The 18,946-nt window shown below is 72.5% G+C and carries 19 protein-coding genes; 12 read left to right on the top strand and 7 right to left on the bottom strand.

Going from position 1 to position 18,946, the window contains the following annotated elements:
• Positions 1-3: 3 nt before the first annotated feature.
• Positions 4-1,050, top strand: coding sequence for an alpha-ketoacid dehydrogenase subunit beta (locus FXF60_RS13180; RefSeq protein ID WP_151526437.1), 1,047 nt, complete (start codon positions 4-6; stop codon positions 1,048-1,050).
• A gap of 28 nt (positions 1,051-1,078) precedes the next feature.
• Positions 1,079-2,533: a dihydrolipoamide acetyltransferase family protein gene (locus FXF60_RS13175; RefSeq protein ID WP_151526436.1), complete on the top strand. Its 1,455-nt coding sequence runs from the start codon at positions 1,079-1,081 to the stop codon at positions 2,531-2,533.
• A gap of 62 nt (positions 2,534-2,595) precedes the next feature.
• On the opposite strand, the gene FXF60_RS16855 is transcribed toward FXF60_RS13175, so the two are convergent.
• The 3 genes from FXF60_RS16855 to FXF60_RS13160 all read right to left on the bottom strand — a co-directional run bounded on the left by FXF60_RS16855 (position 2,596) and on the right by FXF60_RS13160 (position 4,324).
• Positions 2,596-3,000: a type II toxin-antitoxin system VapC family toxin gene (locus FXF60_RS16855; RefSeq protein ID WP_151526435.1), complete on the bottom strand. Its 405-nt coding sequence runs from the start codon at positions 2,998-3,000 to the stop codon at positions 2,596-2,598.
• Entirely contained in the window at positions 2,997-3,257 is a 261-nt protein-coding gene (locus FXF60_RS16850; RefSeq protein ID WP_151526434.1) for a hypothetical protein, read from the bottom strand. The genes FXF60_RS16855 and FXF60_RS16850 overlap by 4 nt, the downstream gene beginning before the upstream one ends.
• Before the next feature lie 98 nt (positions 3,258-3,355).
• Positions 3,356-4,324, bottom strand: coding sequence for a DUF368 domain-containing protein (locus FXF60_RS13160; protein ID WP_151526433.1), 969 nt, complete (start codon positions 4,322-4,324; stop codon positions 3,356-3,358).
• Positions 4,325-4,381: 57 nt separating this feature from the next.
• Here FXF60_RS13160 and FXF60_RS13155 point away from each other — a divergent pair, with 57 nt between their 5' ends.
• The gene (locus tag FXF60_RS13155) at positions 4,382-4,792 is read left to right on the top strand and encodes a hypothetical protein (protein WP_151526432.1); all 411 of its coding nucleotides are present in this window, start codon (positions 4,382-4,384) and stop codon (positions 4,790-4,792) included.
• A gap of 3 nt (positions 4,793-4,795) precedes the next feature.
• Here FXF60_RS13155 and FXF60_RS13150 read toward each other — a convergent pair whose 3' ends face one another.
• Positions 4,796-5,689 (bottom strand): maleylpyruvate isomerase family mycothiol-dependent enzyme, encoded by an 894-nt coding sequence (locus FXF60_RS13150; protein ID WP_151526431.1) that lies wholly within the window; start codon positions 5,687-5,689, stop codon positions 4,796-4,798.
• Positions 5,690-5,725: 36 nt separating this feature from the next.
• Here FXF60_RS13150 and FXF60_RS13145 point away from each other — a divergent pair, with 36 nt between their 5' ends.
• The 4 genes from FXF60_RS13145 to FXF60_RS13130 are packed head-to-tail and all read left to right on the top strand — an operon-like array spanning position 5,726 to position 9,273.
• A complete protein-coding gene (locus FXF60_RS13145; RefSeq protein ID WP_151526430.1) occupies positions 5,726-7,705 on the top strand; it encodes a bifunctional copper resistance protein CopD/cytochrome c oxidase assembly protein in 1,980 nt (659 codons plus the stop codon).
• Positions 7,702-8,532 (top strand): carbon-nitrogen family hydrolase, encoded by an 831-nt coding sequence (locus FXF60_RS13140; protein ID WP_151526429.1) that lies wholly within the window; start codon positions 7,702-7,704, stop codon positions 8,530-8,532. Before FXF60_RS13145 ends, FXF60_RS13140 begins: the two co-directional genes overlap by 4 nt.
• A gap of 46 nt (positions 8,533-8,578) precedes the next feature.
• A complete protein-coding gene (locus FXF60_RS13135) occupies positions 8,579-8,818 on the top strand; it encodes a DUF6458 family protein (protein ID WP_151526428.1) in 240 nt (79 codons plus the stop codon).
• On the top strand, positions 8,815-9,273 hold the full coding sequence (locus FXF60_RS13130) for a GtrA family protein (protein WP_367889968.1): 459 nt from the start codon (positions 8,815-8,817) through the stop codon (positions 9,271-9,273). Before FXF60_RS13135 ends, FXF60_RS13130 begins: the two co-directional genes overlap by 4 nt.
• A 27-nt stretch (positions 9,274-9,300) precedes the next feature.
• On the opposite strand, the gene FXF60_RS13125 is transcribed toward FXF60_RS13130, so the two are convergent.
• The 3 genes from FXF60_RS13125 to FXF60_RS13115 form a co-directional block, all read right to left on the bottom strand.
• Positions 9,301-9,882, bottom strand: a complete 582-nt coding sequence (locus FXF60_RS13125) for a GNAT family N-acetyltransferase (RefSeq protein ID WP_151526426.1) — start codon at positions 9,880-9,882, stop codon at positions 9,301-9,303.
• Between the two features lie 34 nt (positions 9,883-9,916).
• Positions 9,917-11,821, bottom strand: a complete 1,905-nt coding sequence (locus FXF60_RS13120) for an acyl-CoA dehydrogenase (RefSeq protein WP_151526425.1) — start codon at positions 11,819-11,821, stop codon at positions 9,917-9,919.
• Between the two features lie 316 nt (positions 11,822-12,137).
• On the bottom strand, positions 12,138-13,187 hold the full coding sequence (locus tag FXF60_RS13115; protein ID WP_151526424.1) for a glycerate kinase family protein: 1,050 nt from the start codon (positions 13,185-13,187) through the stop codon (positions 12,138-12,140).
• Between the two features lie 62 nt (positions 13,188-13,249).
• Between FXF60_RS13115 and FXF60_RS13110 the strand changes: the two genes are divergently transcribed.
• The 5 genes from FXF60_RS13110 to FXF60_RS13090 all read left to right on the top strand — a co-directional run bounded on the left by FXF60_RS13110 (position 13,250) and on the right by FXF60_RS13090 (position 18,816).
• Complete coding sequence (locus FXF60_RS13110) at positions 13,250-14,845, top strand: ABC transporter substrate-binding protein (RefSeq protein ID WP_151526423.1); 1,596 nt, start codon at positions 13,250-13,252, stop codon at positions 14,843-14,845.
• Positions 14,846-14,986: 141 nt separating this feature from the next.
• On the top strand, positions 14,987-15,937 hold the full coding sequence (locus tag FXF60_RS13105; RefSeq protein WP_151526422.1) for an ABC transporter permease: 951 nt from the start codon (positions 14,987-14,989) through the stop codon (positions 15,935-15,937).
• Positions 15,934-16,815, top strand: a complete 882-nt coding sequence (locus FXF60_RS13100) for an ABC transporter permease (RefSeq protein WP_151526421.1) — start codon at positions 15,934-15,936, stop codon at positions 16,813-16,815. The genes FXF60_RS13105 and FXF60_RS13100 overlap by 4 nt, the downstream gene beginning before the upstream one ends.
• Before the next feature lie 71 nt (positions 16,816-16,886).
• Positions 16,887-17,966: an ABC transporter ATP-binding protein gene (locus FXF60_RS13095; RefSeq protein ID WP_151526420.1), complete on the top strand. Its 1,080-nt coding sequence runs from the start codon at positions 16,887-16,889 to the stop codon at positions 17,964-17,966.
• Positions 17,959-18,816, top strand: coding sequence for an ATP-binding cassette domain-containing protein (locus FXF60_RS13090; RefSeq protein ID WP_151526419.1), 858 nt, complete (start codon positions 17,959-17,961; stop codon positions 18,814-18,816). Before FXF60_RS13095 ends, FXF60_RS13090 begins: the two co-directional genes overlap by 8 nt.
• The last annotated feature ends 130 nt before the right edge of the window (positions 18,817-18,946 follow it).

The raw sequence follows: 18,946 nt of genomic DNA, 5'->3' as shown, positions 1-18,946 counted from the left end.
GCGATGAGCACGCAGAGCGGCGCCGCACGCGGCACCAGCACCGGGACCCGGATGACCATCGCCAAGGCGCTGAACGCCGGCATGCGGGCGGCGATGGAGCGGGACCCCAAGGTGGTCCTCATGGGCGAGGACGTCGGCAAGCTCGGCGGGGTCTTCCGCATCACCGAAGGGCTGCAGAAGGACTTCGGCGAGGACCGCGTCATCGACACCCCGCTGGCGGAGTCCGGGATCGTCGGCTCCGCGATCGGGCTGGCCCTGCGCGGCTACCGACCGGTCGTCGAGATCCAGTTCGACGGCTTCGTCTACCCCGCCTTCGACAACATCGTCAGCCAGGTCGCCAAGATGCACAACCGCAGCCTGGGCGCGCTCAAGGTGCCGATGGTCATCCGCATCCCCTACGGCGGCGGCATCGGTGCCGTCGAGCACCACAGCGAGTCCAACGAGTCCTACTTCGCCCACACCGCCGGGCTGCGGGTGGTCACCTGCTCCAGCACCGAGGACGCCTACTGGATGATGCAGCAGGCCATCGCCAGCGACGACCCGGTGATCTTCTACGAGCCCAAGCGCCGCTACCACGAGCGCGGCGTGCTCGACCTCGGTGAGCACGGTGGCCAGGGAGTGGACCTCGACGACGCGCCGAACCAGCTCGACGAGGCCGTCGTCCGCGTCGAGGGCAGCGACGTCACCGTCCTCACCTACGGCCCCATGGTCAAGGTGGCCCACGCGGCGGCGCAGGCGGCCGAGCTGGAGGACGGACCCTCCATCGAGGTCGTCGACCTGCGCTCGCTGTCGCCGTTGGACACCGAGCTCATCGAGGAGTCGGTGCGCAAGACCGGTCGGTGCATCGCGCTGTCCGAGGCGCAGACCTTCTCCAGCATCACCTCCGAGCTGGCCGCCCACGTGCAGGAGCACTGCTTCTACCACCTCGAGGCCCCGGTGCTCCGGGTCGGCGGCTACAACATCCCCTACCCGCCGAGCCGGCACGAGGAGGTCTTCCTCCCCGACCTGGACCGTGTGCTGCACGCGGTCGAGACCCTGCTCGCATACTGAAGACCGACGCCAAGGAGAGGCGACCCTCGTGCCAGAGTTCAAGCTCCCCGACCCGGGTGAAGGTCTCGTCGAGGCCACGATCATCCAGTGGAAGGTCGCCGTCGGCGACACCGTGAAGACCAACGACATCGTCGTCGAGGTGGAGACCGCGAAGTCCCTGGTCGAGCTGCCCATCCCCTGGGACGGGACGGTGACCGAGCTGCTCGCCGCCGAGGGCGACGAGGTGGAGGTCGGCACCCCGATCGTGCTCATCGACAACGGCGACGGGGGCGGCGCGAGCGGCGGTGGGGGTGCCGCCGCGTCCGGCGGGAACGACCCGGCCGAGGTCACCGACGAGGCGACCGCGGCCTCCGACGACCTGGTCCCCACGGCGCCCGAGGGCGGGCAGGGCGGCACCGAGAGCAAGCGGGAGGCGATGCTCGTCGGCTACGGCGCGATCGAGGGGTCGACGACCCGGCGCAAGCGGCGGCGGGGCGCGTCCGGTGCCGAGGCCGAGGCGGACGCCACGCCGCAGCGCAAGGCCAAGGCCTCGCCCCCGGTGCGCAAGTACGCCCAGGACCGCGGCGTGGACATCAACCAGGTCACGGCCGCCGGCCCGACCGGGATCGTCCGGCGCTCCGACATCGATGCCTTCGTCGACGGAGGGTCCTCACCTGCTGCACCGGGCGACGACCCTGGTGGCGCCCCGACCGCACCGGAGGTCGAGGGCGCCTCCGCCCCGGCGACCGGCGCGAGCGCATACCAGCGGCCGGTGCTCGACCGCTCCGGCGAGCGCGAGGAGCGGATCGACGTCAAGGGCGTCCGGAAGATGACCGCCCAGGCCATGGTCGGGTCGGCGTTCAGCGCGCCGCACGTCACCGAGTTCATCACCGTCGACGTGACCCGCACGATGGAGCTCATCGAGCGGCTCAAGGCGGACCGTGCCCTGCGCGACCTGCGGATCAACCCGTTGCTCGTCCTGGCCAAGGCGATGACCGTGGCGGTGCGCCGCAACCCGGGCGTGAACGCCGTGTGGGACGAGGACGCGCAGCAGATCGTGCAGCGCAACTACCTCAACCTGGGCATCGCCGCCGCCACCCCGCGCGGCCTCGTGGTGCCCAACATCAAGGACGCCGACCTGATGGACCTGCGCCAGCTCGCGGAGGCGATGACCGACCTGGTCGCGACCGCGAAGGCCGGGCGCACCCAGCCGGCGGACATGTCCGGCGGGACGATCACCATCACCAACGTCGGCGTCTTCGGCGTCGACACGGGCACGCCGATCATCAACCCGGGGGAGTCGGCGATCGTGTGCTTCGGCGCGGTCCGGCGTATGCCGTGGGTCGTGGGCAGCGGGGAGCAGGAGCGGATCGAGCCGCGCTGGGTGACCCAGCTGGCGGTGAGCTTCGACCACCGCCTCATCGACGGCGAGCTGGGCTCGATGTTCCTCGCCGACCTGGCGGCCCTCCTGGAGGACCCTGCCCGGGCCCTCGCCTGGGCCTGACCTGACCTTCTGGACATCGCTTTCTGGGACCCGGTCCCCAGGAAGCGATGTCCAGAACGGGGTCAGGCCCGCGCGGGGGGGACTACGCGGAGGCCGCAGCCCGCGAAGTCTGCGTCCGTCGTGACGATCTCGTCGAAGCCCGCGAGCAAGGCGGTGGCGGCGTGCACCGCGTCACGCCCGCGCAGCGGCGTCGTCGTGACGAGCTCGAGGCAGCGGTCGAGCACCTGCTGGTCCACCGGGTGCAGGACCAGGCCGTCCATCATCGCGCGCGTCTGGGCGACAGCAGCGGCACGACCTCCCCGTCGCAGACGGTGGAAGAGGAACTCCTGGACCGCCTCGGAGCTGGCGTGCAGCGGTATGCGGTGTCTCGCGGCGGACCGGAGGAACGAGCGGCACCCGTCGCGGTGGGGGTGCGGCGCGCCGACGGCATACGCGAAGACGGCGGTGTCGACGAAGTAGCCCGTCACGGGACGTCGGGGAGCGGGTCGGCCTCGAGGAGTCGGCGAGTGTCGTCCCAGGTGTCCGAGCCGTCCTCGTCGGGGACGAGGCGCAGGAACCGGTCCAGGCCGGCCTGCCGGACGGCGATGTCCTGGTCGAGGTAGACGTCGATGGCGCTGCGGATCACCGCAGCGACGCTCCGGCCGCTGCGCTCGGCCTCGTCGGACACCGCGGTGTAGCGCTGCTGGTCGAGCAGGAGCTGCAGGCGGCGCTCCATCACAGACATACACATACATTAGCATGTGTATGTCTTTCCGCGACCTGACCTTCTGGACATCGCTTTCTGGGACCCGGTCCCCAGGAAGCGATGTCCACTTCGGGAGGTCAGGTGGCGTCGGAGGAGCTGCTGCGGGCCTCGACGAGGATCAGCGCCGCCACCACCGCCGCGCCGAGCAGCGCGAGCAGGACCGGCCCGAGCACCGGGTCGTAGGGCCCCACCAGGGCACCCGGGCCGTGGTCCTCACCGCCGGCGGCCTCCTGCCAGGGCCACAGCGCCCGCAACGAGCCGACCATCAGGCCGGCCATGACCAGCAGCGTGCTGCGCCGGTGCCGTGAGAGCAGCCAGGTCAGCAGCTGCACGAAGGACGCCAGGCCGGTGATCGCCCCGAGGGCGAAGACGGCGATGTAGCCGAGGTCGCGCGAGTCCACCGCGTCCAACGTGGTCGTGTAGAGCCCCACGGCGAGCAGGAAGAACGAGCCGGACACGCCCGGCACGACGAGCGCGCAGATGGCCACCGCGGCCGCGCCGAAGACGACCACCAACGGCGGGTCGGCGACCGCCTGGCCCCCGGCGAACCCGATCAGGGTCCACGCCAGCACGGCGGCCCCGACGACCAGCACCACCTCCAGCAGGACCGAGCGCCTCCGCTCCGGCAGCATCCGCAGCGGCACCAGCACGCTCATCGCCACCATGCCGAGGAACAGCCCGCGCGCGTGCTCGGGGGTGGTGGTGACGAAGCTGCTCATCACCCCGGCCATGGTCAGCACCGCCAGGCCCATGCCCGCGACGACCGGCACCAGCAGCCACCAGTCGGTGCGGCGCAGCTCGGCCACGGCGCCCCCGACCCGGCCACGCTCACCCCCCACCACCAGGGCCTTCGCCGCGGAGACGACGTGCGACGCGGACCCGATGAGCTGCTCGTAGAGGCCGGTCACCAGCGCCACCGTGCCGCCGGAGACCCCGGGGATGAGCTCGGCCATCCCGATGAGGAAGCCCCGGAGCAGGTCCAGGGGGAGCAGCAGCCGGCTGCGCGCGGGCGTCTGCGGCGTGGTGGAGGAGAGGGCGTCGGTCACGCCGAGCAGCCTACGTGCCGGTGCTGGCAGCTGCCTGCGGCGCATACGATCGGAGCCATGCCTGCCCGCCCCCGTCTCAAGGACCGTCTCTTCACCGTCCTGACCACGCTCGCGGCGGTGGCGATCTTCGTCGCCGGGATCTCCCGCGGCAACACCCGGGTGGCGGTCCTCGGCGCGGCCTTCTTCCTCGGCTACGGCGTCCTGCACGCGGTGACCCGGCGGCTCGAGCCGGCGGCGCGGCTGCTCACCGGGAGCGAGGCGGACCGGGCCGAGGCGATGGCGCAGTTCCGCGCGACGCGGCTGGCCGGGCAGGGGGCGCTGCTCATCGCGCTGGTCGGGGTGATCCTCGAGTTCACCCTGCAGTGGGCTCCCGGGCTCTGGGTCGCCGGCACGGCGCTGGTGGTGCTCGCGCTCTTCGTCGGCGGCCTGTGGTGGTTCAGCCGGCAGGCGAGGTCGGCCCCGCGCTGAGCCTCACCGGGTGAGGGTGAGCGCGTCCAGGACGCGCGCGGCGAGCTCCTCGTCCCCGCTGACGTGGTATGCCGTGTCGGCCGTCGGCGTCCGGCCGGCGGTGCGCCGGGCGAGGGCGTGGGTGGACAGCGAGATCGTGGTCGTCGCCTCGGTCCCGGCCTCGACCGGCACGTCGTCCTCCTCCTCGGCCGCCGCGTGCCCGGTGAAGAGCTCGTGCGCGACCGGCTCGCCCGCCTCGTCGACGTCGATCCGCACGCCCGCCCGGCCCGTCACCGGGCCGGTGCTCTCGACGATCAGCACCGTCCCCGGGTCGGGGGCGACCCGGCGCAGCACCACGCGCGGCACGGCGTCCAGCACCACGGACGTCCACTGCGCGGCCCCGGGGCCGTCCAGCGACCCGGGCCGGTCGACCGCGGCGCGGATGTCCTGCTCGTGGATCCACAGGTCGCACAGCCGAAGCCGGACCAGGTCGGCGAAGCGCGCCTCGTTGCCCATCACCGAGCGCACCGTCGACTCCAGCGTGAGGTCGCCCTCGTAGAGATCGGCGGTCCGGATCTCGACCAGCCCCCGCAGCTCGGTGAGCAGCTGCTCGGGGGTGAGCGCGGCGCGGGAGCGCACGCCCTGCTCCATCCAGACGCCGAGGTCGTTGCGCACGTGCTCGGGGGAGCCGACCTCGATGGTGTCCTCCACCACCGGGTGCTCGGAGCCGGAGAGGTAGTCCTCGAGGTGCACCACGTGCGCCACGTGGTCGCGGACCGTCCAGCCCGGGCAGTCGGTCGGCAGCTCCCAGTCGCTCTCGCGGAGCCCGTCGCAGGTGTTGACCAGGGAGAGCAGCACCTGGCGGTAGGCCTCGACGAAGCCGGGCACGTCGGCGGGCGGGGCGGGGTGGACGACCATACGTCCAGCGTAACGAGGAGACCTAGCATGGGTGGTATGCCCGTGCCCCCGCCCGAGACGACTCCCGCGCTGCGCTGGACGGTGCCGGTGACCACGGTGCTGACCGCGATCGTGGTCGCCGTCCCCGCGGCGGCCCTCAGCGGCGCCGCGGCGCCGCTGGCGCTGGGTGACGCGGGGCCGTTCGTGCGGTGGGGGATGGTGCTGATCGAGACGGTGCACCACCTGGCCGCCGCGCTCACCATCGGGCTGCTCGTCGTGGCCGGCTTCCTGGTGCGCGAGGGCCGGGGGACGCACCGCCGCCGCAGCGCCGCCCGGGTCGCGGCGCTCTCGGCGCTGCTGTGGGCTGTCTGCGCCGCGGCCATCCTGGTCGTCGGCTTCGGCGACCTGGCGGGCATACCTCCGAGCAGCCCGGGCTACCTGTCCGACCTCGTGGCCAATCTGTGGGGGCTAGAGCTGATGCGGCTGCGGCTGATCGAGGTGCTCATGGTCGCTCTGCTGGTGCCGCTGGCGGCTGCTGCCCGCACCCGCGGCGCGCTGGCGTGGGCCGCCGCGCTGGCGCTCGCCGCGCTGCTGCCGCTGGCCTACGGCGGGCACGCGAGCGGCACCGACGGGCACGAGACCGCGGTGACCGCGCTGCTGCTGCACCTGGGCGGGATGACCGTCTGGGTCGGCGGCCTGATGGCGCTCGGGCTGCTGCTGCCGGTCCTGGGGTCCGCCCTGCCCGACACCCTGCGCCGCTACTCCAGCCTCGCCACCTGGTCCTTCGTCGCGATCGGCCTCTCCGGCGTGCTCTTCGCGCTGCTCACCGCCGACGACCTCGGCGACCTGGGCACGTCCTACTGGGTGATCATCTGGGCCAAGGTGCTGCTGCTGGGGATGCTCGGCTGCTTCGGGGCCGTGCAGCGGCGCGCGATCATCGACCGCGGCGCGGACCGCCCGTGGCTCTTCGGCGCCCTGGCGGCGGGGGAGCTGGCCGTGATGGGCGCCGCGGTGGCGCTGGGCACGGTGCTCTCCCGCACGCCGCCGCCGTCGATCGAGGCCTCCGAGGGCACGGACACGGCGGTCTACGCGCTGACCGGCTACCCCTTGCCGCCCCCGTACGAGGCCGCCCGCCTGCTGGACGTCTGGCAGGTCAACTGGTTCTTCCTGCTCCTCGCCCTCGTCGCCGTCGGGCTGTATGCCGCTGGCTGCGTCCGGCTGTGGCGGCGGGGCGACCGGTGGCCGTGGTGGCGGCTGCTGGTCTGGGTGCTGGGGTGGGCGGTCTTCGTCTACGCCACCAACGGGGCGCCCGGCGTCTACGGCCGGATCATGTTCTCCCAGCACATGGTCATGCACATGACGCTGATGATGGCGGTCCCGATCTTCCTCGTGCCGGCGCAGGCGATCACGCTGGCCTACCGCGCCCTCCCGGCCCGCACCGACCGCACCCTGGGTCCCCGCGAGGTGCTCGCCGCGGTGGTGCACTCCCGCTGGGCCCGGGTCGTCGCCAACCCGGTGGTGGCCGGCGCGGTCTTCTTCGGCAGCCTCATCGCGTTCTACTGGACCGGCCTCTTCGAGCTGGCCCTGACGACCCACACCGGGCACGTGCTCATGGTGCTGCACTTCACCCTCGCCGGCTTCGCCTTCGTCTGGTCCCTGGTGGGGCAGGACCCCGGACCCCCGCGCTGGGAGCCCCCGCTGCGGATCATGGTGCTGCTCGTCACGCTGGCCGCGCACGCCTTCTTCGGCCTGGCCATCATGCAGGGCAGCTGGCTGCTGGCGCCGGCCTTCTTCAAAACCATCGAGGTCCCCTGGGTCCCGGACCTGCTCGCCGACCAGCAGGTGGGCGGCGCGATCGCCTGGGGCGTCGGCGAGCTGCCGACGGTGGTGCTGGTGCTCATGGTCATGGTGGACTGGATGCGCCGCGACGAGCGGGAGAGCGAGCGGTCCGACCGGCGGGCCGAGCGCGACGACGACGCCGAGCTCGCGGCCTACAACGCGCGGTTGGCCAGGTTGGCGGAGAGGAGCGGGCGATGAGAGTCGCAGTCATCCAGCTCGGGTATGCCGAGGGGGCGCAGGAGAGCGTCGCGGCACGTGCCGACCGAGCGGCGGGCCTGGTCCGCTCGGCCGGCGCCGGCCACGACCTGGTGCTGCTGCCCGAGCTGTGGAGCGCCGGCGGCTTCGCCTCCGCGGAGTGGGAGGAGCGCAGCCAGGACCTCTCCGGCCTGGACCGCGGCGAGCTGCCCCCCGCCCTGGTCCCCGTGGCCGAGGCGACCCGGGAGATCGGTGCGGTGGTGCATACCGGCTCCGTGGCCGAGCGCACGGCCGAGCCGGGCGAGGAGGGGCGGCACCTGTGGAACACCTCGGTCGTCCTGGACGGGGAGGGGCGGGTCCGCGCGACCTACCGCAAGATCCACCGCTTCGGCTTCGGCGGGGGGGAGCCCAAGCTGATGGAGGCGGGCGGCGAGCTCGTGGTGACCGACCTCCCCGCGCCGGCGGACGGGCTGCGGGCCGGGCTGTCCACCTGCTACGACCTGCGCTTCCCCGAGCTCTACCGTGCCCAGCTGGACCGGGGCGCCCAGCTCTTCGTCATCCCCTCCGCCTGGCCGATGGCCCGGGTGGAGCACTGGCGGCTGCTGCTGCGCGCCCGGGCGATCGAGAACCAGTGCTTCGTCGTCGCCGGCAACACTGCGGGCACCCACGCGGGGGTGGAGATGGGCGGGCACAGCGCGGTCGTCGACCCCACGGGTGCTGTGCTGGCCGAGGCCGGCGCGGGGGAGGAGACGCTGTCGGTGGAGATCGACGCCGGCGAGGTCGAGCGGGTGCGCGAGGGGTTCCCCGTGCTGTCTGACCGGCGGCTGTGAGGGCGTCCCGTTAGGCTGGGCGGCAGCCACACCGAAAGGATCACTCATGGGCATCGGCCTCGGAATCTTCCTGCTCGCCGTCGGAGCCATCCTGTCCTTCGCCGTGGGCGACCTCACGAGCGTCGTCGACCTGGTGACGGTCGGCTACATCCTCATGGCCGCGGGGGTGCTCTCGCTGCTGCTCGGGCTGGTGATGAACACCCAGCGATCCAACACGACCCACCGCGAGATCATCGAGCGGAACGCCCGTGGTGACTCCCGCTACCGGGATCGCGACGGCTACTGAACGCCGCCGACCGCTTCGCGCTGACCCGCGCGCGGGTCTACGCGCTGCTCCCGTCGGCCGTCCGACGGATCATCCCGGAGACCGCGATCGGCTTCGCCGCGATCAGCAGCTTCACCTATGCCCTCGACCTGACCCTGCTGGCGATCCTCTTCGACGTCCTGCGCTGGCCCTACCCGCTCGCGGTCACCACGGGCTACGTCGTGGCCTTCGGGCTGGCGTTCGTGCTCAACCGGTGGCTCAACTTCCAGAGCCACGGCCCGGTGGGGCGGCAGACCTGGCGCTACGTCGTCACCGTGGTCGCCAACTACCTGCTCTTCATCCTGGCGCTGTCCACGACCCTGGAGTGGGTGGGCGTGCAGTTCCTCGCGGCGCGCCTGATCGCGGGCGCCTGCGAGGCGGTCTTCATGTATCTCATGATGCGCAGCTTCGTCTTCCGCATCAAGCGCTACACCTGAGGCGGCCGCCGTCCGCGTCCCCGCTGGTCAGAGGGTGCGGCGCATGACGATGCGCGGCAGCCGGCTGGCCACGGCGTCCGTCCTGCCGATCACCTCGAAGCCGACCTTCTCGAACATCTGCCGCGTCCCGACGAAGGCCATCGTGGTGTCCATCCGTCCCTCGGGCTCCACCGGGTAGGCCTCGACCGCCGGGGCGCCGTGGGCGGCGGCATAGGCCACCGCCCCCTCGAGCAGCGGGGTGGTGTGGCCGCGCTTGCGGTGACCGCCGCGGACCACTACGCAGACGATGCTCCACACGTCGACGTCGTCGACCGGCCGGATCTTGCTCGACCTGGCCAGGAACGGCATGTCGGCCCGGCGACCGATGTTGCACCAGGCGACGGGTGTGCCGTCGGCATAGGCCACCACCCCGGGCGGCTGGTCGCGCTCGCAGAGGGCGAGCATCGCCCGCTCGCGGGCGTCGTCGCCGTCGCCGCCGAGCTCGTGGACGTCTGCCTGCCGCAGCCGGTGCGTCACGCACCAGCAGTGCGTCGCGCGCCGGTTGGGGTTCACCACGTCGGCGAAGTCCTCGAACCGGTCCGGCGTCACCGGGTGCGTCTCGACCTGCATCGCCCCAGTCAAGCACCGGGGTCGGCAGGAGGGGTCAGAACGCCGCCTCCGGCAGGTCCATCACGGACGCCACCTGACCGTCATCGGCCGCGGTGACCGTGCGCCGGTCGGCCCCGAGGCGCGGGAGCACCTCGGTCGCGAAGAAGCGCGCGGCCGCCACCTTGCCCAGCAGGTAGGCCCGCCCGTCCTCGTCGGCGGCGCTCACCCCGCTGACCCCGGTCTCCCCGGAGGTGAGCAGCCGCTGGGCGACCTCCGCCTCGCGCAGCAGCAGCCAGCCGATGAGCAGGTCGCCGGCGGCGAGCAGCAGGCGGGTGGTGCCCAGGCCCACGGCATACACCGCGTCCGGCCGGGTCTGGCTCTCGATCGCCCGCCCGGTCATGAACTCGACCATCGCGGAGACCTCCCCGAGGGCGCGCAGGACCGCGGCGCGGACCTCGGCGAGCCCGTCGTCCACCTGCGCGGACGCGGTCTGCTGGACCTGGGCGGCGACGTGCCCGAGCGCCTCGCCCCGGTCGCGCAGGATCTTGCGGAAGAAGAAGTCCATGCCCTGGATGGCCGTGGTGCCCTCGTAGAGGCTGTCGATCTTGGCGTCGCGGACGTACTGCTCGATCGGGTAGTCCTGCAGGAAGCCCGAGCCGCCGAGGGTCTGCAGCGACTCCGTGCCGAGCAGGGTGAAGGCGCGCTCGCTGCCGCAGCCCTTGACCAGCGGCAGCAGCAGGTCGTTTACCCTCGCCGCCAGCGCCGTGTCCCGGTCGATGTCGCCGGGCCGCTCCTCCCCGGTGAGGTCCTGGGCGCCGTGCACCTGGTCCTGGACGCTCGCGGTGTAGAGCATGAGCGCCCGCAGCCCCTCGGCATACGCCTTCTGCAGCAGCAGCGAGCGGCGCACGTCCGGGTGCGCGGTGATCTTCACCCGGGGCGCGTTCTTGTCCGTCATCCGGGTGAGGTCGGCCCCCTGGACCCGCTCCTTGGCGTAGTCCAGCGCGGCCTGGTAGCCCGCCGACAGGGTGGCGATCGCCTTCGTGCCGACCAGCATCCGGGCATACTCGATGATCCGGAACATCTGGGCGATGCCGTCGTGGACCTCACCCAGCAGGTAGCCGACGGCCGGACGGTCGGGATCCTCCCCGAGCGCGACCTCGCAGGTGGTCGAGACCTTGAGCCCCATCTTGTGCTCGATGGCGGTGATGGTCACGCCGTTCTTGTCGCCGAGCTCGCCGGTGTCCAGGTCGGTGACGTGCCGGTCCGGGACGATGAAGAGGGACAGGCCCTTGGTGCCCGGTCCGGCGCCCTCGGGGCGGGCGAGGACGAAGTGGATGACGTTGTCGTAGAACGGGGCGACACCGCTGGTGATGAAGCGCTTGGTGCCGGTGAGGTGCCAGCTGCCGTCACCGGCCTTGACCGCCTTGCTGCGGCCGGCGCCGACGTCGCTGCCGGCGTCCGGCTCGGTGAGCATCATCGTCGCGCCCCAGGCGTGGTCCACCATGAGCTGCGCGAGCTGCTGCTGCTCCGGGGTGCCGAGGCGGTAGAGCACGTTGGAGAAGGTGTAGCCCGCGGCGAACATCTTGACCGCCGGGTTGGCGCCGAGCACCAGCTCGGACATCGCCCAGGTCAGGCTCGGGGGAGCAGGCGTGCCGCCCAGGCCCTCCTCGATCTCCAGCCGCCACCACTCGTTCTCCACCCAGGTCTGGTAGGAGCGCACGAAGCTCTCCGGCATGCTGACCTGGCCGGTGGCGGGGTCGAGCACGGGCGGGGTGCGGTCGGACTCGGTGAACGACGCGGCGATGGGGCCCTCCGCGAGCTCGGCGACCGCGTGCAGCGCCTCCCGGGCGGTCTCGGTGTCGATCTCCTCGTAGGGTGCCCGCCCCAGCACCTCCTGGCGGCGCAGGACGTCGAACAGCATGAACTCGGCGTCGCGGACGTTGCTGCGGTAGTGGCCCAACGGTGGCTCCTGAGGGTGAGGCCGGGAGGTATGCGGTACTGTCAGTACGCGGTTCTGCGCCCAGTGTATACCGCACCGGCGCAGCCCTACTCATGGGTAACCCGCGCTTTTGCCCGACCGACCGCACGCTTTGCGTCGACTGGCCGCACGCTTTGCGTCGACCGACCGCGCACTTTGTGTCGACTGGCCGCGCACTTTGCGTCCCTGGATCGCAGATCGTGCGGCCGGTGCGCGCAGACCGTGCGGTCGGTGCGCGCAGACCGTGCGGCCGGTGCGCGCAAACCGTGCGGTCGGCGCGCGCAAACCGTGCGGCCGGTCAGGAGAGGGTGGAGAGCTGCTCGGCGACGGCGCGTCGGATGCAGGAGGCGGTGTCGTTCCACGACGCGTTGGCGCCGAAGGTCTCGGACAGGTCCACCACGCGCAGCCCGGAGAGACGCACGGCGGGCGCGTCCTCGCGCACGATCCCGGCCACGACGACGACCGGTATGCCGTAGGGCTCGGCCTCGTCGACGACGCCCCCGACCACCTTGCCGTTGAACGACTCAGCGTCCAGGGCGCCCTCGCCGGTGACGATCGCGTCGGCGCGGGCGACGGCGTCGGCCAGCCCCAGCTGCTCGGCGACCAGGCGCAGCCCGGGCACGAGGGAGCCGCCGAGCACGAGCAGCCCACCACCGAGGCCCCCGGCCGCCCCGGCCCCCGGGGTGGCCGACACGTCGACGCCGAACTCCTCGACGTAGCGACCCTGCAGCACGAAGAGCCGCCCGGTGAGCTCGATCACCTGGTCGGCGTCGGCACCCTTCTGCGGCCCGAAGACCTGCGCGGCCTCGACGAACGGCGTCTGCACGTCGCAGGCCGCGAGCAGCTCGACCCCGAGCTCGGCCGGCGTCCGGCCGTCCAGCCCGGCGCGCGCTGCCACCACCGCCCCGAGCCCGCCGTCGCTCATCGCCGACCCCCCGAGCCCCACGATGATCCGCGTGGCGCCGGCTCGCACCGCCTCGGCGACCAGCTCACCGGTGCCGGCGCTGGTCGCCCCCACCGGGTCGTTGTCCTGCTTGCCGCCGGCCAGCACCAGCCCGCTCGCCGCGGCCGACTCGACCACCGCCACGCCGTCGTCGCCGAGCCGCCAGGCGGCCCGCACCGGGTCACCGAGCGGACCGGTGACGGTGCTCGTGCGGTTGGCGCCGCCGAAGGCGTCCAGCATGCCCTCGCCGCCGTCGGCCATGGGCATACCGATCACCTCCCAGCCTGCTCCCTCGGCGGCGGCGCGGGCGGCGTCCACCACCTCCGGCGCGGTCAGCGACCCGCGGAACTTGTCCGGCGCGACCAGCACGACCGGTCTCGTGGTGTCCTCGGCTGCGGTGCTCACAGGTTGACCCTATGGCAGGGAGGATTGGCGCAGCTGCGCCGGGATGGACGAAGATGCCTGCTATGAGGACGTCAACGAAGACTCGCTCCCTCGTCGCGGCGGTCGCCGTGACCGCTCTGCTGGCGGGCTGCAACGCCGGCTCGAGCACCAGCTCGGACACCGGCTCGCAGGACGGGACCGGCAGCGAGGCCGAGGGAGGTGAGGACACCGGCGACGACACCGCGCAGGCCCCCGCGCCCGGCGGCTCGGACGAGACGGTGCGCATCGGCCTGGTCGCGGAGCCGGCCAGCCTGGACTTCACCACGACCGACGGCGCGGCCATCCCGCAGCTGCTGCTGGACAACGTCTACGAGACGCTGGTGAGCGTCGACGTCGAGTCCGGGGAGATCGTCCCGGCGCTGGCCACCGAGTGGGAGGTCAGCGAGGACCGGCTGACCTACACCTTCACGCTCAAGGACGGCGTCACCTTCTCCGACGGCAGCGAGTTCACCGCCGAGGACGCCGCCTTCTCGCTCGAGCGGGTCTCCTCCGACGCCTGGACGATCAGCCTGAAGTCGCAGCTGGACGTCGTCGAGTCGGTCGAGGCGGTGGACGACACGACCCTGGAGGTCACGTTGTCGCGGCCGTCCAACTCCTTCCTGTATGCGCTCACCACCCGGGTCGGCGCGATGTTCGACACCGAGGGGGTCGACAACCTCGCGGAGGAGGCGCTCGGCACCGGGCCGTACACCTTCGGCACCTGGGACCGCGGCACCCAGATCACCCTGGAGCGCAACCCCGACTACCACGACGAGGCGCCCTATTTCGCCGCCGTCGAAATGCGCTACTTCGACGACGCCAACGCGCTCAACAACGCCATGCTCACCGACTCCATCGACGTCGTGTCGACGGTGCAGGCGCCGGAGTCGCTCGCCGAATTCGAGGGCGGCGACTTCCAGATCGTCGAGGGCACGACCAACGGCGAGGTCGTGCTGTCGATGAACCAGGAGGAGGGCAACCCGCTGGCCGACGCCGACCTGCGGCAGGCGGTGCGGCACGCCATCGACCACCAGGCGCTGATGGACACCTGCTGGGCCGGTCGCGGCGAGCTCATCGGCTCGATGGCCCCGCCCACCGACCCGTGGTACGAGGATCGCACCGGGGACTACCCCTTCGACCTGGCCCGCGCCGAGGAGCTGATCGCCGAGGCCGGCGCCGAGGGCACCGAGCTGCGGCTGCGCATACCGTCGCTGCCGTATGCCGTCTCCTGCGGCACCGTCGTCGAGTCCATGCTGGAGGACGCCGGGCTGCAGGTGACGATCGACGAGCTGGAGTTCCCGGCCGCGTGGCTGGAGACGGTCTTCACCAACAAGGACTTCGACATGTCGATCGTGGCGCACGTCGAGCCGCGCGACATGGCCAACGTCTTCGGCAGCCCGGACTACTACACGACCTACGGCACCGAGCAGGTCCAGACGCTCTTCGAGGAGGCGGACACCGGCACCGAGGAGGAGCAGGTCGCCAAGCTGGCCGAGGCCGCGACGCTCATCAGCGAGGACGCCGCCGCCGACTTCCTCTTCCTGCTGCCCAACCTCATGGTCGCCGACCCGGACATCACCGGGCTGCCGACCAACGCGATCAAGGAGTCCTTCGACCTGGGCGAGCTGGCCCGCGGCTGACCGCGCCGGATCCCGACCTGGGCAAGGTTGCGCACCAGATGCACCGTCGAGTAGGGCGCATCCGGTGCACAACCGTGCCCAGGTCGGTCCGACCGGCCGGGGACCACCTGGCGGGCCGACCTGCCTTAGGGTGCTGAGACCATGCTCCTGCGCCTGCTGCACCGCGCGATGGTCTTCGTGGCCAGCGTGCTCGCGGCGTCGGTGCTGGTCTTCGCCTTCATGCGCGTCCTCCCCGGCGACCCGGCCCGGGTGGCGCTGGGCATCAACGCCTCGGACGAGGCCGTGGCCCGGCTGCGCGAGCAGTTCGGCCTGGACCGGCCGGTCGTGGTGCAGTACCTCGACTGGATGCGCGGCCTGGTCACCCTCGACCCGGGCATCGAGTTCATCTCCAAGGCGGCGATCGGCCCGCAGATCGCCGACCGGCTGCAGGTCACCCTCATCCTCGTGGTCACGGCCATGGTCCTGGCCGTCCTGGTGGCCGTCCCGGTCGGGATCTGGATGGCGGTGCGGCACCGGCACCTCGACGGCCTGGTGATGTCGGCGGTGTCGCAGGTCGGGGTGGCGATCCCCGCCTTCCTGGCCGGCATCGTGCTCATCTCGGTCTTCGCCGTCCGGCTGCGCTGGGTGCCCAGCGGGGGCTGGGTCGTCCCGGCGCAGGACCCGGTCGGCTTCCTGCAGCGGATCGCGCTGCCGTCGGTCTCGCTGGCGATGGTGCAGGCGGCCGTGCTGGCGCGCTACGTCCGCTCGGCCGTCCTGGACGTGCTGCGGGAGGACTACCTGCGCACCGCACGGGCCAAGGGGCTGCGCCCGGTGCAGGCGCTGTGGCGGCACGGGCTGCGCAACGCCGCGGTCCCGGTGGTCACCGTGCTCGGCCTGCAGCTCGCGACCCTGCTCATCGGTGCCGTCGTGATCGAGCGGGTCTTCGTCATCCCCGGCCTGGGGTCGCTGCTGCTGGACTCGGTCGCCCAGCGCGAGCTGCTCACGGTGCAGACCGTGGTGATGGTGCTGGTCGTCGCCACCCTGCTCATCAACTTCCTCGTCGACGCGCTCTACCTCGTCATCGACCCGCGGCTGCGGACGGGGTCGCGATGAGCGAGATCCAGGGTGCGCCCGCGCAGGGGCTCGAGGGGCAGGCCGCCGCCGGCGGGTCCTCCGGGCGCCGGCTGAACCCCTCGCTGCTCATCGGCGGCGGGATCGTGGCGGTGGTCGTCGTGCTGGCGCTGGTGTCCTACGTCTGGACCCCGTACACCCCGATGCGGGTGCTGGCCGTCGAGCCCTACCAGACGCCGAACGCCGAGCACTGGCTCGGCACCGACCGGCTGCGGCGGGATGTCTTCACCCAGATCCTCGTCGGGGCCAGGACGACGCTGTATGTCGGCTTCGTCGCCGTGGGCGTCGCGGCGCTCGTCGGGGTGCCGCTCGGGATCCTGGCCGCCATGTCGCCGGGCTGGCTCGGGCAGCTGGTCATGCGTTCCAACGACGTGCTGCTGGCCTTCCCCGCCCTGCTCCTGGCGATCATGTTCGCGGCGCTCTACGGCGGGTCGACCCGGGTGGCGATGATCGCCATCGGCATCGCGACCATCCCGGCCTTCGCGCGGATCACCCGGTCCGGGGCGCTCGGGGTGATGAAGACGGAGTACGTCGTCGCCGCCCGGGCCGCCGGCCGCTCGCCGCTGGGGATCGCGGTGCGCCACGTCATACCCAACGTGGCCGGGCTGATCATCGTCCAGGCGTCGGTCTCCTTCGCCATCGCGATCCTCGCCGAGGCGGCGCTGGCCTACCTCGGGCTCGGCACGCCGACGGGTCAGGCGAGCTGGGGCCGGATGCTCTACGAGGCGCAGACCACGCTGCGGTCCGCCCCGCACCTGGCGCTCATCCCCGGCGGCGCGATCGCGCTGTCCGTGCTGGGCTTCAACCTCTTCGGCGACGGTCTGCGGGACTGGCTGGACCCGAAGCTGGAGGGTCGATGAGCGCGCCGGCGCCGGAATTCGACCGTGGGAATGCTCGCCATGGCGACGATTCGAGAGGTCGAAAAAGAGGTATGCCCGGTGACCGCACCGTGCTGGCGGTCGAGGGGCTCGACGTGGGGACCCGGCATACCCCGCTGCTGCACGACGTCACGTTCTCCCTGCACCGCGGCGAGCGGGTCGGGCTGATCGGGGAGTCCGGGTCGGGGAAGTCGCTGACCGCGCTCGCGGTCATGGGGCTGCTGGGGGAGGGGCTGCGCGCGGGCGGCGACGTGCGGCTCTCCGGGCGCACCGCCGCGACCCGCAACCTGCTCGACGTCGGCGAGCGGGAGATGGCGCGGCTGCGCGGCGACGCGATGTCGATGGTCTTCCAGGAGCCGATGACCGCGCTCAACCCGACGATGCGGGTGGGCGCCCAGGTCGCCGAGGTGATGCGCATCCACGGGACGCAGAGCACGACCGGCGCGCGCCGGCGCGTGGTGGAGCTGCTCGACCAGGTCGGCCTGCCCGACCCGGCGCACCTGGCCCGGTCCTACCCGCACGAGCTCTCCGGCGGTCAGCGGCAGCGGGTCGTGCTCGCGATCGCGCTGGCCAACGACCCCGCCCTGCTCATCTGCGACGAGCCGACCACGGCGCTGGACGTCACCGTCCAGGCGACCGTGCTCGACCTCGTGGTCCGCGGCGTGGAGGAGCGGGACGCCGCAATGCTCTTCATCACGCACGACCTCGCGGTGGTGGCGACGGTGTGCGAGCGGGTGCTCGTGATGTACGGCGGGCGGATCGTCGAGGCCGGCCCGGTGGCCGAGGTCTTCGGTGATCCGCGGCACCGCTACACGCAGGGCCTCATCGCCGCGTCCGACCTGGTGGGCGAGGGTGGGCGCCGCGGGCGGGCCGCGCTGCCGACGATCCCGGGCACGGTCCCCGCCGCGGGTCGCTTCCCCGACGGCTGTGTCTTCCGCAGCCGCTGCGACCACGCCAACGACCTCTGCGCCTCGCTGCCGCCGTGGACCCCGCGCGGCGAGCACCCGGCCGGGGACCGGGCATACGGCTTCGCCTGCCACCACCCCGCGGGGGAGCGCCCGTCGCACTCGACCTCGCCTGCTGGCGCCCTTGCCGAGGGAAGCACGGTCGAGATGGAGCAGCACCGTGGCTGACCCCGACACCCCCGCGATCGAGCTGCGTGAGGTATACCGCGACTTCCGCCGCCCCCGCACGTCGCTGCGGGAGGCGCCCCCGGTGGTCCGGGCGGTCCGCGACGTCAGCCTCACCGTCGGGCGGGGCGAGCGCTTCGGCATCGTGGGCGAGTCGGGCTCCGGCAAGTCGACGCTGCTGCGGCTGATCTGCGGGCTGGACCGGCCGACCTCCGGCGAGGTGCTGGTCGAGGGCCGGTCGGTGGGCGACCAGCCGCACCGGCGGCTGGGCTGGCTGCGGGAGCGGCTGCAGCTGGTCTTCCAGGACCCGATGAGCAGCCTGGACCCCCGGATGCGGGTGCGCGACATCGTCGCCGAGCCGCTGGTGGCGCAGGGGATCGGGGGCGACCACACGCGGCGGGTGCGCGAGCTGCTGGAGCGGGTCGGTCTGGACCCGGAGGCGGCGGACCGCTACCCGCACCAGTTCTCCGGCGGGCAGCGGCAGCGGATCTCGGTGGCCCGCGCGCTCGCGCCCGACCCGGACATCCTCGTCGCCGACGAGCCGGTATCCGCGCTCGACGTGTCCGTCCGGGCCCAGGTGCTCAACCTCGTCGACGAGGTGGTCGAGGGGCTGGACCTCACGCTCGTCTTCGTCAGCCACGACCTGTCCGTCGTGCGGCACGTGTGCGACCGGATCGCGGTGATGCAGGCGGGGGAGGTCGTCGAGGTCGGGGAGACCGAGCAGCTCTTCGCCGAGCCGCAGCACGCATACACCCGGTCGTTGCTGGCGGCCATCCCCGACCTGCACGCGGCGCTGGCCGGGCGCACCGCGCAGGACCTGGCCCGCGGCGCCTCTCCGGACGCGCCCGACTGACCCGCCCCCTCGCGCGGACCAACGTCGGCATAGCACAAGCCTCATGAGGAAGTTCGCCGATGAAGGTTGTGCTATCCCGACCACACTCGGAGTGGGTGGGTCGGCTGCGGCGCCGTCGGTATGCCCCGCT

It is taken from the genome of Serinicoccus kebangsaanensis, from assembly GCF_008919445.1.
In the GTDB taxonomy this organism is placed as follows: domain Bacteria; phylum Actinomycetota; class Actinomycetes; order Actinomycetales; family Dermatophilaceae; genus Ornithinicoccus; species Ornithinicoccus kebangsaanensis.
Note: the sequence above shows the minus strand (reverse complement) of the source record. Positions and strands in the feature narration are given on the sequence as shown.

Excerpts from the sequence above, each read along its gene's own strand:
- FXF60_RS13110 (WP_151526423.1), top strand. The coding sequence starts at position 13,250 with ATGAGGACGTCAACGAAGACTCGCTCCCTCGTCGCGGCGGTCGCCGTG.
- FXF60_RS13125 (WP_151526426.1), bottom strand. The coding sequence starts at position 9,882 with ATGCAGGTCGAGACGCACCCGGTGACGCCGGACCGGTTCGAGGACTTC.
- FXF60_RS13155 (WP_151526432.1), top strand. The coding sequence starts at position 4,382 with ATGCCTGCCCGCCCCCGTCTCAAGGACCGTCTCTTCACCGTCCTGACC.
- FXF60_RS13180 (WP_151526437.1), top strand. The coding sequence starts at position 4 with ATGAGCACGCAGAGCGGCGCCGCACGCGGCACCAGCACCGGGACCCGG.
- FXF60_RS16850 (WP_151526434.1), bottom strand. The coding sequence starts at position 3,257 with ATGTCTGTGATGGAGCGCCGCCTGCAGCTCCTGCTCGACCAGCAGCGC.
- FXF60_RS13140 (WP_151526429.1), top strand. The coding sequence starts at position 7,702 with ATGAGAGTCGCAGTCATCCAGCTCGGGTATGCCGAGGGGGCGCAGGAG.
- FXF60_RS13145 (WP_151526430.1), top strand. The coding sequence starts at position 5,726 with ATGCCCGTGCCCCCGCCCGAGACGACTCCCGCGCTGCGCTGGACGGTG.
- FXF60_RS13095 (WP_151526420.1), top strand. The coding sequence starts at position 16,887 with ATGCCCGGTGACCGCACCGTGCTGGCGGTCGAGGGGCTCGACGTGGGG.
- FXF60_RS13105 (WP_151526422.1), top strand. The coding sequence starts at position 14,987 with ATGCTCCTGCGCCTGCTGCACCGCGCGATGGTCTTCGTGGCCAGCGTG.
- FXF60_RS13150 (WP_151526431.1), bottom strand. The coding sequence starts at position 5,689 with ATGGTCGTCCACCCCGCCCCGCCCGCCGACGTGCCCGGCTTCGTCGAG.
- FXF60_RS13100 (WP_151526421.1), top strand. The coding sequence starts at position 15,934 with ATGAGCGAGATCCAGGGTGCGCCCGCGCAGGGGCTCGAGGGGCAGGCC.
- FXF60_RS13135 (WP_151526428.1), top strand. The coding sequence starts at position 8,579 with ATGGGCATCGGCCTCGGAATCTTCCTGCTCGCCGTCGGAGCCATCCTG.